The 13,635-nt window shown below is 63.6% G+C and carries 9 protein-coding genes and 1 riboswitch; of the genes, 5 read left to right on the top strand and 4 right to left on the bottom strand.

Features of this window, described 5'->3' with window-relative positions:
• Nucleotides 1-15 precede the first annotated feature (15 nt).
• From LDN90_RS23245 to speB, 4 genes are read right to left on the bottom strand one after another with little or no spacing between them, the layout of a single operon-like run.
• The gene (locus LDN90_RS23245) at nucleotides 16-1,293 is read right to left on the bottom strand and encodes a D-arabinono-1,4-lactone oxidase (RefSeq protein WP_223947304.1); all 1,278 of its coding nucleotides are present in this window, start codon (nucleotides 1,291-1,293) and stop codon (nucleotides 16-18) included.
• Between the two features lie 28 nt (nucleotides 1,294-1,321).
• The gene (locus LDN90_RS23240; RefSeq protein ID WP_223947303.1) at nucleotides 1,322-2,830 is read right to left on the bottom strand and encodes an aldehyde dehydrogenase family protein; all 1,509 of its coding nucleotides are present in this window, start codon (nucleotides 2,828-2,830) and stop codon (nucleotides 1,322-1,324) included.
• Between the two features lie 12 nt (nucleotides 2,831-2,842).
• Nucleotides 2,843-4,285 (bottom strand): cytosine permease, encoded by a 1,443-nt coding sequence (locus tag LDN90_RS23235; RefSeq protein ID WP_223947302.1) that lies wholly within the window; start codon nucleotides 4,283-4,285, stop codon nucleotides 2,843-2,845.
• Nucleotides 4,282-5,286, bottom strand: a complete 1,005-nt coding sequence (gene speB / locus LDN90_RS23230; RefSeq protein WP_223947301.1) for an agmatinase — start codon at nucleotides 5,284-5,286, stop codon at nucleotides 4,282-4,284. Before speB ends, LDN90_RS23235 begins: the two co-directional genes overlap by 4 nt.
• Before the next feature lie 177 nt (nucleotides 5,287-5,463).
• On the opposite strand from speB, the gene LDN90_RS23225 reads away from it, so the two are divergent.
• The 5 genes from LDN90_RS23225 to glyA all read left to right on the top strand — a co-directional run bounded on the left by LDN90_RS23225 (nucleotide 5,464) and on the right by glyA (nucleotide 13,254).
• A complete protein-coding gene (locus LDN90_RS23225; protein ID WP_223947300.1) occupies nucleotides 5,464-6,975 on the top strand; it encodes a PucR family transcriptional regulator in 1,512 nt (503 codons plus the stop codon).
• A 75-nt stretch (nucleotides 6,976-7,050) separates the two neighbouring features.
• A riboswitch (glycine riboswitch) is annotated at nucleotides 7,051-7,149 on the top strand.
• A 149-nt stretch (nucleotides 7,150-7,298) separates the two neighbouring features.
• Entirely contained in the window at nucleotides 7,299-10,145 is a 2,847-nt protein-coding gene (gene gcvP, locus LDN90_RS23220; protein ID WP_223947299.1) for an aminomethyl-transferring glycine dehydrogenase, read from the top strand.
• A gap of 9 nt (nucleotides 10,146-10,154) precedes the next feature.
• Nucleotides 10,155-11,291: a glycine cleavage system aminomethyltransferase GcvT gene (gene gcvT, locus LDN90_RS23215; protein ID WP_223947298.1), complete on the top strand. Its 1,137-nt coding sequence runs from the start codon at nucleotides 10,155-10,157 to the stop codon at nucleotides 11,289-11,291.
• 263 nt (nucleotides 11,292-11,554) lie between these two features.
• Nucleotides 11,555-11,938, top strand: a complete 384-nt coding sequence (gcvH, locus tag LDN90_RS23210; protein ID WP_216927341.1) for a glycine cleavage system protein GcvH — start codon at nucleotides 11,555-11,557, stop codon at nucleotides 11,936-11,938.
• The gene (gene glyA / locus LDN90_RS23205) at nucleotides 11,935-13,254 is read left to right on the top strand and encodes a serine hydroxymethyltransferase (protein ID WP_275963644.1); all 1,320 of its coding nucleotides are present in this window, start codon (nucleotides 11,935-11,937) and stop codon (nucleotides 13,252-13,254) included. Before gcvH ends, glyA begins: the two co-directional genes overlap by 4 nt.
• Nucleotides 13,255-13,635 lie beyond the last annotated feature (381 nt).

Genomic DNA, 13,635 nt, shown 5'->3' with positions numbered 1-13,635 from the left:
CGCCGGGATGGCCGGCTAGCCTACGAGGGCCCGGGTGTGGTCGTTCAGGAAGATTCCGCGGGGATCGAATTCGCGGCGGACTTGGATGAAGGTGTCAAGCTCGGGGTAGAGACGCTCAAGGCGGCTCCGTGTCATGAAGTGGATCTTTCCCCAGTGGGCCCGCGGCTCGAATTCCTGCAGTACGGCGTCGGCGTCCCGGAAGAACTGCCAGTAGTCGGTCCCAGGCTCGGTGGTCAGGGTAATGACAGTGCTGTCCCGCCCTTGGAACTGGGACATGTACGCGTCGTCGGACTTCACCCAGCGGACTTCAACCGGATACTTCTGCTCGGGATATTTGCTGCGGATCAGGTCCTGGATGGCCTCGACGGCGGCAAAGCCGTCCTCGCTGCGGACGAAGTACTCAAGTTCGTGGAACTGGGTAGTGAAGCCGCCGGGGTAGATCCTGTACGAGCGGTCAAGTCGGGCGCCTTCCACGGTGGAAATCTCGCGTTCGTCCTGGATGGAAGCAACGTTGTACCGCTTGGTGTAGCTTCGGTTGGCCATGCTCAGGCCGGGTGCGCCAGGAAGGTCCAGCAACTCGCAGGAATCGTTCTCAGGGCACCAAAGGAACGAGTAGTGCCGGTTGTTGTCCAAATCGGCCTGCCACGTAGCTGTGGTTTCCTCCCACGTGGGGTAGGTGATCTGTTCCTGCAGGTAGTAGCTGTCCTCAACAGCCAACTCCACCTCCAGGAAAACACCCAGCGTACCCAAAGCCACCTGGGCGGCCCTGAGTTCGCGGAGCTGCCCTTCACCGATTTCCACGATGTCGCCATAGCCGTTGATGAGCTTCACCCAGCGGAGATTGGACGAGAAGCTGCCCAGGTGCTTCCCGGACCCGTGGGTGCTGGTGGCCAATGCGCCGGCAATCTGCTGCTTGTCGATATCGCCCTGGTTGCCCAGGGCCAGGCCCTGCTCCCACAGCGGATCTCCGAAGGCGTTGATGGTGGTGCCCGCAAGGGCCCGTGCGCGACGCCCGGCTTTGTCGGTACCCGTGATCGCCGAGAGTCCGGACATGTCCATCAGGACTCCACCGGTTTGCACCAGCGGGGAGGACGAGTGCCCCGAGCCGACCGCCCGCACAGGCAGGCCTTCGCGGATTGCGAAACGGACGGCGTCGAGCGCTTCTTGTTCGTTCCTTGGCCGGACGGTGAAGGCCGGTGTCGCGCTCTGGTTCCCGCCCCAGTTGGTCCAGGTGATGTCTGTTCCAAAGGGTGCCGTGGGAGTTGCGGCGCGGGGAAGGTCTTTGGTGGTCATTGCTAAGCTCCGTTGCTTGTTTGAAGGCCTACGCGCCGTGGTTGATCATGACGTGCTTGGTGCGTGAGTAATCATCCAGGGCGTAGAGCGAGAGGTCCCGGCCATAGCCTGAGCCCTTGAATCCGCCCCACGGTACCTCACACGCAAGGACCAGGTGCGCATTGACCCAGACGGTGCCGAAGTCCAACTGCTTGGGAATCCGCAAGGAGAGGCTGGAGTCCTTGGTCCATACCGAGGCCGACAGGCCGTACGGGCTCTCGTTGGCCCGCGTGACTGCTTCTTCGGTAGTGCTGAAGGTCTCCACGGTGACCACGGGACCGAAGATCTCATGGGTGGCGATGTGCGCGCCGGCGGGGACGTTGCTGATGACTGTTGGCTCGATGAAATAGCCTGGGCCTTCCAATGCCGAACCACCAATCGCGATGTGCAGGCCGGCAGTGCGCGCTTCAGCCAAGGCTTCCTTGACGCGTTCAAAGTGTGGCCGGGAAATCATGGGGCCGATTTCGACGTCGTCCCCGGCTTCTGGAGCGCCCACTACCAGCGTCCCGACTTCGCGGACCAGGTGCTCGGTGAATTCTTCGGCTACGGACTCATGGACCAGGACACGGCAGGCGGCGCCACAGTCCTGGCCGGCATTCCAGAAACCGGCATTCCGGACACCAGCGGCGGCGGCGCGGAGATCGGCGTCGGGAAAGACAACCACAGGGGCCTTGCCGCCGAGCTCCAAGTGGACACGCTTCACTGATTTTGCTGCAGTTTCCGCAACGGCCTGGCCACTGACGACGCTGCCCGTCAGGGCGACCAAAGCAATCGATGGGTGCTCCGAAATCCGCTGTCCCACAGTGCGGCCCTGGCCAGTGACAACGTTGAGGATCCCGTCCGGGATGCGTCCGGCGAGCAGTTCCGCCAGCTTCAGCGTGGACAACGGCGTCTGCTCGGAGGGCTTGAGGACGATGCTGTTGCCTGCGGCGAGAATTGGTGCGATCTTCCAGGCGGCCATCAGCAGCGGATAGTTCCAGGGAGTGATGACGCCGACGACGCCCACGGGTTCACGAAGGATCACGGAGGTGTGGTCGGTTGCGTAGTCGCCGCCGGCCATGGACGTCAGTGTGCGGGAAGCCCCGGCCATGAAACGGAAGGTATCGATGGTGCTGGTGACATCATCCTCGGCCACTGCTTGCGGCTTGCCCGTATTGGCGGACTCGATGAGCTCGAACGCTTGCCGGTTCTCCTCAATGATGTTGGCGATCAGGTTCAGGACATCGGCGCGTTCCTTGGGTGTGGTGGCTCCCCAGGACTTTTGGGCGACGACGGCGGCCTCAACGGCGGCGTCGACGTCGACGGCGGTGCCGGCCTGGACGGACGCGATGACTTGTTCAGTAGAGGGGTCCACAACATCGATGACCTGGTTGGAGGAACCGGGAACGAATGATCCGTTGATGAAATGCCCAGTGGGAGGCAGCGGTAGGATGCCGGCGGAAGCGTGGTCAGTGGAGGAGCGTCGAACGGTGAACTGTTCGGTCTGGGTGGTGGTCATGGTGATTCGCTTTCAGATGAGGTCTGCGGTGAGTGCAGTGGAACGGTGGGAAGCCGCTTGAGCCTTGTTCCGGAACACGCGGGCTGCGAAGTAGTAGAGGGGAGCAACCACCACCAGGCCGACGAGCCAGGAGATGTCTACGCCGCCCAACGCGGAGGCCATGGGGCCGGTGTAGATTGCGGTTGCCGAGAAGGGGACCTGGATGAGGGCGCCTGCCAGGTAGGAGCCGATGGCGACCCAATTGAACCGCCCGTACACGCCGCCGTCGCGCTTGAAGAAGTCCTCAACCCGGTAGTCGCCGTGCCGCAGAAGGTAGTAGTCCACCAGGTTGATGGCCGTCCAAGGGACCAGGACGTACATCAGGAAGGAGAGGAAGTTGGTGTAGAAGAGGATGAAGTTGTCGCGGGCGAACAACGCGATGGAGACAGCGAGAACGAAGAGGATGACTGCCGCGATGCTGCGGGTCTTGGCACGTGGCAACCAGGACGGCTTGAATGTTTGGCCGATGGTCAGGGTGCACAGGACGCCGCAGTACAGGTTCATGGCGTTCGAGGCCGCGACACCCAGGCAGAAGATTCCCACGATGATCAGGGTCCAGGGCTGCAGCAACGCCCCCAGGCTGCCAACGATTTCAACGTTGTCGGCGCTCATGGCCATGGCGAGCGTGCCCACCAAGGCGCCCAGGATCATGGGGAACAACGTTCCCAGGACGCAGCCCGAGTAGGAAGCCCAGAACGCCGGTGCTGATCCCGTGCCCTGCGGCATGTAGCGGGAGTAATCCGAGACGTAGGGTGCGTAGGCCAGTTGCCACAGGGCCGAGACGGAGATGGTCCCCATGAAGCCGACCCAGTTGAAGTTGCCTTGCTCAAGGAAGCTGCTGGGAAGGCCGTGGACCACGAGGATCCAGCCGAAGGCCAGCAACAATGCCAGGCCCGCTGCAACACTGAGGATCCGGGCATAAGCGTGGATAAGCCGGTATCCGAAAATCGTGGCGATAACGCTGACCACGCCGATGATGATGATGCCGGCATCCACGCTGATGCCCGGGCTGACGGCGGCCATTGCTTCCCCACCGAACACGAGGTTCGCGGCGAAGAAGCCGACGTACATGACCACCACGATGACCACTATCAACAGGGCGCCGAAGGAACCGAACTGGCCGCGGGTCTGGATCATCTGGGCTACGCCAAGCTGGGGACCTTGGGCCGAGTGCAACGCCATGAAGATGCCGCCCACCAGATTGCCGATGATGATGCCTACCAGCGCAGGCACGAAACCGAGGCCGAACACCGTGGTGGCGAGCCCGCCGGTCACGATGGTCATGATCATGATGTTGGAACCGAACCAGATGGTGAACAGGTCGCGGGCCTTGCCGTGGCGCTCGTTCACCGGGATCGGCTGGATGGTTTTGTCCTCGAGGCGCGGTACTTCCTGGGTGGCCAAGGGCGTTTTCATGACATTGTCCGGGATGTAGAAGCCAGTTCAAGGACAGCAGAGTCTGTGGCTTTGCTGCGGTTCACCATCAGGCCGAGCAGGTCGAAGACGAGAGTAGCGGCGGCGACGGTTGTGATGTCCGCATGGTCGTAGGCCGGAGCGACCTCCACGACGTCGGCACCCACAATGTTGATGCCGTTTAGTCCGCGGAGCAGGGCGAGGAGCTCGCGGGAGTGGAGCCCGCCCATCTCCGGGGTGCCGGTCCCAGGTGCGAACGCGGGGTCCAGGACGTCGATGTCGATGGACACGTAGACCGGGGTGTCGCCGATCCTGTCCTTCACCTGCTGGATTGCGGCCGGGACGCCGATGACATCCAGGTCCGAGCAGCGGATGATCTGGAACCCGAACTCGTGGTCCCTGAGGAAGTCGTTGCGGTCATAGACCGGGCCGCGGATCCCTACGTGCATTGACTTGTCCTCCACAAGGAGGCCCTCCTCGAACGCCCGCCGGAAAATGGTTCCGTGCGTGATGGGCTGGTCAAAGTAGGTGTCCCACGTGTCCAGGTGAGCGTCGAAGTGCAGCAAAGCCACCGGGCCATGGACCTTGTTCAGCGCCCGCAGCATGGGCAAAGCAATGGTGTGGTCGCCACCGATCGAGATCAGCCGCTTGTCCTCACTGATCAGGGGCAGCGCCTGCTCCTCGATCTCACGAACTGCGCGGGTGATGTCATAGGGAGTGCAAGCGATGTCGCCGGCGTCCACAACCTGGGCTTCGTAAACGGGTTCGACGTCGAGCTCAGGGTGGTAGCCAGGGCGTAGGAGGCGCGAGGCCTCGCGAACCGCGGCAGGACCGAAACGGGCGCCTGGCCGGAAGGAGGTTCCGCCGTCGAACGGGACACCGACGATCGCAATGTCGTAGTCCGGAACCCGGTCGATTTGGGGGAGGCGGGCGAAGGTGCCGAGGCCTGCATACCGGGGGACTTTGGTTGCGTCGACAGGGCCGATGGGCTTGTGGATTGTCATTGCCGGATCCTTGGTGTGAGGGGTGCTCGCCATTGAGCGGGAAGTAAGTAATTCCATTCTTGGTGACGCGGGTCACGGCGAATAGCGGTACATTGACTACAAATGGCCGAGGCGCTTAGACGAATGTCTAAACGGTCCGAAACGGCCCCCGGAATCATAGAGTCAGGACCCCATCCGATGGCAATCACGGTCGCCGAGCTCGTAGCTGAACCCCAATTGGGGCTCACCCTCCTTGCCGGCGACACAGGGCGCGACAACCGGATCACCTGGGCGCACACCTCGGATCTGCCCAGGCTGTGGGAATGGGTCACCGGCGGCGAGCTCATGATGACCAATGGACTCTCGATTCCCGCGGACGCCGAGGGGCAAGTGGCGCTCGCGGAGGCCCTCATGGACAGCGGGGCAAGCGCCTTGGCGATCGGCGAAAAGATGCACGCACCCCCGCTGACGCAGGAGTTCCTGGCGGCCTGCGACCGGCTGCCGCTGCCGCTGATCAACATCCCGTACCCGCTGCCCTTCATCGCGATTGCCCGCTCGGTTGCCGAATCCTCCCTGCTCGAAGAGTCCCGGCGCCTGCGCCAGACAGCCAGGGTCTACGACCTTCTCCGCACGGCCGGAGCCTCCGAGGACCATTGGCAAAGCCTGGTCCAACGGCTTGCCACCGAACTGGACGCTGAACTGTTCGTGGTGGACCGCCGCTGCCTCCATCCCTGGCACCCCGAGGGCCAGCGGCTCCCGGAGTTCCTCGCGGATGAATGGGCTCCGCTTTCCGGGCAGGTGTCCTTGGCTGGCAAGAATTTCCAGTGGCACCGGATCCGGGGCCGGCACGTGCTGACCATGGACATCCCGACGCACGCCAATGCGCTGCTTGTGGTGCTGCCACACAGCGAACCGCACCCGGACGCCGTCGTACTCCTGCACGCCGCAACCGTGCTGGGACTGCAGCTCTCGCGCATCGTTTTGTCGCTTGAAGGGCGGCATCGGCTGGCCGGCGAGTTCCTGCTGCAGGCTATGGATGGCCGACTGGGCGCGGCCGAGATGGAGAGCCGGCTGTCAACTTTTGGGGTTCCGCCCGAGGACTTCCTGCTCGCCTCCATGTCAGCGAACGCTTCCACCACAACGAACGACGGCGACAAGCTGGCGAACGTGCACATCGAACTGTGGCGGCACGGGGTTGCGTCGGCGTCGTTGAAGCGGAATAGCAGGCTGCACGTGGTGGTCCCCGCTGATGTGCCTGACGACATCCTGGTTCATTGCGCCGGGGCAGATGCCGCGATTGGAATCAGCGCTCCGGCGGGTGTGGCGGGCATTCAGCGCGCGCTGCAGGAGTCCCTTTGGGCGCTCGGATCGGCCCGGGCGAACAAGCTCGACCTGGCCCGCTACGCGCAGGGGCCATCCTGGCTCGGGCTGACCGGTTTTGAGGAAGGAACTGCACTGGTCAGGCGTCTGCTGGGTCCGATTTTCGATTACGAGCAGAGCCAGGAAGGCGATCTCCTGGTCACGCTGAAGACCTATTTGGACTCGCAGCGTTCCTGGCAAAAGACTGCCGCGGCCCTGTTCGCGCACCGGCAAACCATCATCTACAGGATCCGGAAAATCGGCGAGCTGACGGGGCTGGACATGGGTGAAACTTCCACGGTTGCCCAGCTGTGGTTCGCGCTCCAGATCCACGAGGCGATGCATCGGTAGGTATCCCTTGCTTGCGCTTTTTCGAAATGACCAGCTATGGTGTGAAGCGTGTCACCCATGGTGACGCAACGCTTTTGATCTGCGGCGGGAGAGTCCTGCCGGTACATCCAGTCAGGCGCCGTAGGAGCAAATCCTCCCCAGGAATCTCTCAGGCACATGTACCGCCGCGGTTAGGCAACTCTGGAAAGCAGTCCGGGCAACCGGGCTCACCGACGGTGCAAGCAGGCAACCATTCCTGCGGAATCTCTCAGGTCCAATACAGAGTGGGGAGGAACCCACATTCATCGTGGCGCTCAGTGGGCGCCTGAATCATGGAGTTCCTCTTGACTGTTCAATCAACCCCCACCGCTTTCGCGGACCGGCATATCGGCGCCCGACGCCAATCCGACGTTGACACCATGCTCAAGGCCATCGGCTACGACTCCGTAGACGGCCTGGTAGATGTTGCGGTCCCCGATTCCATCCGCCAGGACACTGCCCTGAAGTTGCAGGACGCCCTCACCGAGGTGCAGGTCCTCGCCGAGCTCCGCAAGCTGGCTTCCAAGAACAAGACCGCCGTCCAGCTGATCGGCCAGGGCTACTACGACACCGTGACGCCCCCGGTCATCCGCCGCAACATCCTCGAATCCCCGGCCTGGTACACGGCCTACACGCCGTACCAGCCCGAGATTTCGCAGGGCCGCCTCGAAGCGCTCCTGAACTTCCAGACCATGGTCCAGGACCTCACGGGGCTGCCGGTAGCCAACGCTTCGCTGCTGGATGAAGCCACTGCCGTGGCTGAGGCGGTGCTGCTCATGCGCCGTGCCAACAAGTCCAAAATCGCGAAGGACGGCAAGACCGTCCTGGACGCCGACCTCCTTCCGCAGACCATCGCGATCGTGAAGGGCCGCGCCGAGGCGCTGGGCTTCGAAGTGGAGATTGCCGACCTTTCGGCGGGTCTTCCCGACGGCGACATCAACGGCATCGTCCTGCAGCAACCCGGCGTTTCGGGCCACGTGTTTGACCACTCCTCTGTGATCGCTGAGGCCAAGGAACGCGGTGCCCTGGTCACTGTGGCTGCCGACCTTTTGGCGCTCACCCTCATCACGCCCCCGGGCGAACAGGGTGCCGACATCGCCGTCGGAACTGCGCAGCGCTTTGGTGTTCCGCTGTTCTTCGGCGGCCCGCACGCCGCATACATGGCAGTCCGCGAAGGCATGGAGCGCACGCTTCCGGGCCGCATCGTGGGCGTCTCCAAGGACAATGCCGGCGTCCCCGCTTACCGGCTAGCGCTCCAGACCCGCGAGCAGCACATCCGGCGCGAGAAGGCCACGTCCAACATCTGCACGGCCCAGGCATTGCTCGCCATCGTGGCCTCGATGTACGCGGTTTACCACGGTCCGGAAGGCCTGAAGGCAATCGCCGAAACCGTCCACGGCCACGCCCGCGCACTGGCCACTGCCCTCAAGACCGCCGGCCGTGAACTCGTGTCCGAATCCTTCTTCGACACTCTGACGGTCCGCGTACCCGGCAAGGCTGACAAAGTCATCGCCGCCGCCGAAGCCCGCGGTATCAACCTGCGTCGCATCGATGCCGACACGGTTGGCGTTTCCCTCGATGAAACCACGACGCCGGAGGTCCTCTCCGCGGTAGCCGTCGCATTTGGTGCGGGCCCAGTGAAGGACGCTTCAGGCTTTGAGTTGCCGTCCTCCGTTCTCCGGACCTCGGACTTCCTGCAGCACCCGGTGTTCAACACGCACCGTTCCGAGACGCAGCTGTTGCGCTATATCCGCAAGCTGTCCGACCGGGACCTCGCACTGGACCGCACCATGATCCCGCTGGGTTCCTGCACCATGAAGCTGAACGCCACGGCTGAAATGGAAGCAATTTCCTGGCCTGAGTTCGCCTCCATCCACCCGTTCGCTCCGGATCACCAGACGGCTGGTTGGCGCGAGCTCATTGAAGGACTGGAAGCCGACCTCACTGAGATCACCGGTTACGATCAGGTCTCCATTCAGCCGAACGCCGGTTCCCAGGGTGAGCTCGCGGGCCTGCTGGCGATCCGCAGCTACCACCTGTCCCGCGGCGACGAGCAGCGCAACGTCTGCTTGATCCCTGCTTCTGCGCACGGCACCAACGCTGCTTCCGCCGTGTTGGCCGGCATGAAGGTTGTCGTGGTGGCTACGGCCGCTGATGGCACCATCGATCACGCGGACCTCACTGCGAAGATCGAAGCCAACCGCGAGGCGCTCTCCTGCATCATGATCACCTACCCGTCCACGCACGGTGTTTACGACGCCGACGTGCGGGAAGTGTGCGACGCCGTCCACGAGGCCGGTGGCCAGGTGTACGTTGACGGTGCAAACCTCAACGCGCTCGTTGGGCTGGCCCAGCCAGGCAAGTTCGGCGGCGACGTATCTCACCTGAACCTGCACAAGACGTTCTGCATCCCGCACGGCGGTGGTGGACCGGGTGTTGGCCCGGTTGCGGCCAAGGCCCACCTGGCACCCTTCATGCCCGGGGACGCGAACAATGTTTCATCAGAAGGTGGCGTGGCCATCTCGGCATCCCGCTACGGTTCCGCCGGTGTGCTCCCCATTTCCTGGGCTTACGTGAAGCTCATGGGTGGCCAGGGACTCACAGAAGCGACCAAGTCTGCGCTGCTCGCGGCCAACTACGTCGCCTCCCGCTTGGATGAGCACTTCCCAGTCCTTTACACGGGCGAAGGTGGGCTCGTAGCCCACGAATGCATCCTGGACCTCCGCGACCTGACTGCCCGCACGGGAGTTACGGCCGAGGACGTGGCCAAGCGCCTCATCGACTTCGGCTTCCACGCTCCCACGCTGGCGTTCCCCGTTGCGGGCACCTTGATGGTGGAGCCGACGGAGTCCGAGGACCTGGTTGAGATCGACCGCTTCATTGAAGCCATGATCACCATCCGTGCCGAAATCGAGCAGGTGGCCGCCGGAGATTTCACTGTCGAGAATTCGCCCCTGCGCAACGCACCGCACACGGCTGCCGCCGTCGTGAGTTCTGACTGGGACCGCGACTACTCGCGTGAGCAGGCAGCGTTCCCTGTCCACCAGCTGAAGCAGGACAAGTACTTCCCGCCGGTCGGCCGCGTTGACGGTGCCGCTGGGGACCGCAACCTGGTGTGCTCCTGCCCGCCCATCGAAGCCTTTGAAAACTAAGGACTGGTCATGACTGAGAATTACACAGCCCTGTACGAGCAACACAAAAAGGCGGGCGCGTCCTTCACGGATTTCGGCGGCTGGCAGATGCCCCTGAAGTACGAGTCCGAGCTTGCTGAGCACCACGCCGTCCGCAAGGCCGCCGGTCTGTTCGACCTCTCCCACATGGGCGAGGTCTGGGTTACCGGACCGGACGCGGCAGCGTTCCTGGACTTCGCGCTGGCGGGCAAGTTGTCCGCGATCGCCGTGGGCAAGGCCAAATACTCGCTGATCTGCAACGCCGACGGCGGCATCATCGACGACCTCATCACCTACCGTCGCCCTTCTCCCGAAGAAGGCGTGGATCAGTACCTCGTGGTCCCAAACGCGGGCAATGCCAAGGTAGTTGCTGCAGCATTGCTGGAGCGGGCGGCCCGGTTCGACGTCGTGGTTGACGACGCGTCGGCTGAGACGTCGCTGATTGCGGTCCAGGGTCCGAACGCGGAAGCCATTCTGCTTACTTTGGTTCCCGCTGAGCAGCACGCCCTGGTGACGGAACTGAAGTACTACGCGGCCGTTGAAGTCTCCATTAACGGGCAGGATCTGTTGCTTGCACGCACCGGCTACACCGGCGAAGACGGCTTCGAGATCTACATCCCCAACCTTGATGCACCGGGCCTTTGGGAAGCGCTCCTCGAGGTCGGCAAAGGTCACGGACTCATCCCCGCGGGCCTTGCAGCACGCGACTCCCTGCGACTCGAAGCCGGAATGCCGCTCTACGGCAACGAACTCTCCCGCTACGTCAACGCCTACGCCGCAGGACTTGGCCCGGTGGTTTCCCTGGCCAAGGAAAGCGACTTCATAGGCAAGGAAGCCCTGGCTGCTATCAAGGCTGCCGGCGTTGGTTCGACCATCGGCCAAAAGCTCGTCGGCCTCAAAGGTGCAGGCCGCCGCGCAGCACGCGCCCACTACTCGGTCCTCAAGGACGGCTCACTCATCGGCGAAGTCACCTCCGGCCAGCCGAGCCCGACGCTCGGTTACCCGATCGCCCTGGCGTATGTCGACGTCGAGCATTCAGAGCCGGGCACGATCGTCGACGTGGACCTCCGCGGCAAGTCGGAGCCGTTCGAAGTTGTGCCGCTGCCGTTCTACAAGCGCCAAAAGTAAGGCGGGGGTGTTTGGGGCCGCCGACCTCTGGGTCACCTAAGCCCGGCGGCGCCGACCTCCTCCACGGGCTCGGTCGCATAGGCGCCCGCTGGGCGGACGCGATGCTCCCTTGGACGCCCGCTTCCGGAGGCCGGCACCGCAGGGGCCGATGTGGCCAAGGCGGCGCCGATTGCTTGCGCGCTGCTTGAACCCCTAAGCGCGGGGGATGGGTCGAGCACCACGTGATCTTGAAGAGTTTTTCGTAAGAGAGAGAAGGAATTGGAATGAGCAAAGTAGTTGCTGAACTGAAATATTCGGCTGAGCATGAATGGGTTGCTTCGGATGGGGGCGGGCCTGTGGGGATTGGGATCTCTGCGGTGGCCGCGGATGCCCTGGGCGACATTGTGTATGTTGACCTTCCCGAGGTTGGCTCCACGGTTACTGCGGGGGAGACCTGCGGTGAAGTTGAGTCCACGAAGTCCGTGTCGGACCTGTACTCGCCCGTGACGGGTGAGGTGACCGAGATCAACGACGCCGTCGTCGACGATCCTGCCCTCATTAACAACGATCCGTACGGTGCCGGCTGGCTGTTCAAGGTGGCCGCCACGGAAGAAGGGCCGCTCATGACGGCTGAGGAATACGCTGCGACGAACGGTGGCGAACTGTGAACCCGGCAGCCGTGACCGAATTCGAGCAGGTCGTGTCGGCGTCGTTGGATGCCCAGCTGGCTGACCTCGATCCTGAGATCGCCGCAAAGATCGACGACGAACTGGGCCGCCAGCGCGACGGCCTGGAAATGATCGCCTCCGAGAACCACACGGCCGTTGCCGTGATGCAGGCTCAGGGCTCCGTGCTGACCAACAAGTACGCCGAGGGCTACCCGGGCAAGCGCTACTACGGTGGTTGCGAGCACGTTGACGTGATCGAGCAGTTCGCGATTGACCGCATCAAGTCCCTGTTTGGCGCCGAATTTGCGAACGTCCAGCCACACTCTGGTGCGCAGGCCAACGCGTCGGTGATGCACGCGCTGATCAAACCGGGCGACACCATCATGGGCCTGAACCTGGCCCACGGCGGCCACCTCACCCACGGCATGCGGATCAACTTCTCCGGCAAGCTCTACAACGTGGTGCCCTACGGCGTCCGCGAAGACACCCACACCGTGGACATGGCCGAAGTTGAGCGCCTTGCACAGGAGCACAAGCCGGCCTTGATCGTTGCTGGCTGGTCCGCATATGCGCGGCAGCTGGACTTCGCCGAGTTCCGCCGGATCGCCGACTCCGTGGGCGCTTACCTGATGGTGGACATGGCGCACTTCGCAGGCCTGGTTGCAGCTGGCCTGCACCCGTCGCCTGTCCCGCACGCCCATGTCACCACCTCCACCACGCACAAGACCCTCGCCGGTCCACGTGGCGGCATCATCCTCTCCAACGACGCCGACATCGCCAAGAAGATCAACTCGGCCGTGTTCCCGGGTCAGCAAGGTGGACCGCTGGAGCACGTGATCGCAGGCAAGGCCGTCGCGTTCAAGATCGCCGCTTCCGAAGAGTTCCGGGAACGTCAGTCACGTGTACTGGCAGGCGCCCGGATCCTGGCCGAGCGACTCGTCCAGCCGGACGTTGCAGCCAAGGGAATTTCCGTGGTTTCCGGGGGTACCGACGTGCACCTGGTGCTGGTGGATCTGCGCAACTGCGAACTCGATGGACAGCAGGCCGAGGACCGTCTCGCCGCGATCGACATCACCGTCAACCGCAACGCCGTCCCGTTCGACCCCCGCCCGCCCATGGTCACCTCCGGCCTGCGCATCGGCACACCGGCGCTGGCGACCCGCGGGTTCGGCGAAGCAGCCTTCCGCGAGGTTGCCGACATCATCGCCGAAGTGTTGATTGCCGACGCCGATGCGGACCTTTCCGGGTTGCGGCACCGGGTTGAAGCCTTGGCCCAAGCGCATCCGTTGTACCCGGGGGTTGCCAACCTCGGTTAGCCGCTCCGTTGGCCCGTTGGGGCCGGCATCCTCCGCGCTTGTGGCCCGTTGGGGCCGGCATCCTCCGCGTGCTCGGTCGCAGACGCGCCCGCTGAGCGGATGCGATGCTCCCTTGGACGCACGCTTCCGGACGTCGGCCCCATAGGGGCCAGCTCTCGGGTCTCGGGTCGTCCGGTCCGGACGCGGGTTCGTTTGTTTGTGAATGGACCCAGCTGCCGAGGGTGTTCCCAGGCGCGGGTTCGTTTCTTGGGACTGTGTTGGCGGGCCGATTCGCGGGATCGCTGCGCAGTGTGCCGTGCGCACGGCATGTTTGGCAGCGGAGCCCCGAATCGGCTTCCGCTCGGCCCCGCCTGTTGTTGATGTGTCTGGCTGGCGGGGGTT

Source organism: Arthrobacter sp. NtRootA1 (assembly GCF_019976975.1).
Lineage (GTDB): Bacteria > Actinomycetota > Actinomycetes > Actinomycetales > Micrococcaceae > Arthrobacter > Arthrobacter aromaticivorans.
Note: the sequence above shows the minus strand (reverse complement) of the source record. Positions and strands in the feature narration are given on the sequence as shown.

Bases quoted from the DNA above. Each gene is read 5' to 3' on its own strand.
- gcvT (WP_223947298.1), top strand. From the start codon at position 10,155: ATGACTGAGAATTACACAGCCCTGTACGAGCAACACAAAAAGGCGGGC.
- LDN90_RS23245 (WP_223947304.1), bottom strand. From the start codon at position 1,293: ATGACCACCAAAGACCTTCCCCGCGCCGCAACTCCCACGGCACCCTTT.
- gcvH (WP_216927341.1), top strand. From the start codon at position 11,555: ATGAGCAAAGTAGTTGCTGAACTGAAATATTCGGCTGAGCATGAATGG.
- LDN90_RS23225 (WP_223947300.1), top strand. From the start codon at position 5,464: ATGGCAATCACGGTCGCCGAGCTCGTAGCTGAACCCCAATTGGGGCTC.
- LDN90_RS23235 (WP_223947302.1), bottom strand. From the start codon at position 4,285: ATGAAAACGCCCTTGGCCACCCAGGAAGTACCGCGCCTCGAGGACAAA.
- LDN90_RS23240 (WP_223947303.1), bottom strand. From the start codon at position 2,830: ATGACCACCACCCAGACCGAACAGTTCACCGTTCGACGCTCCTCCACT.
- speB (WP_223947301.1), bottom strand. From the start codon at position 5,286: ATGACAATCCACAAGCCCATCGGCCCTGTCGACGCAACCAAAGTCCCC.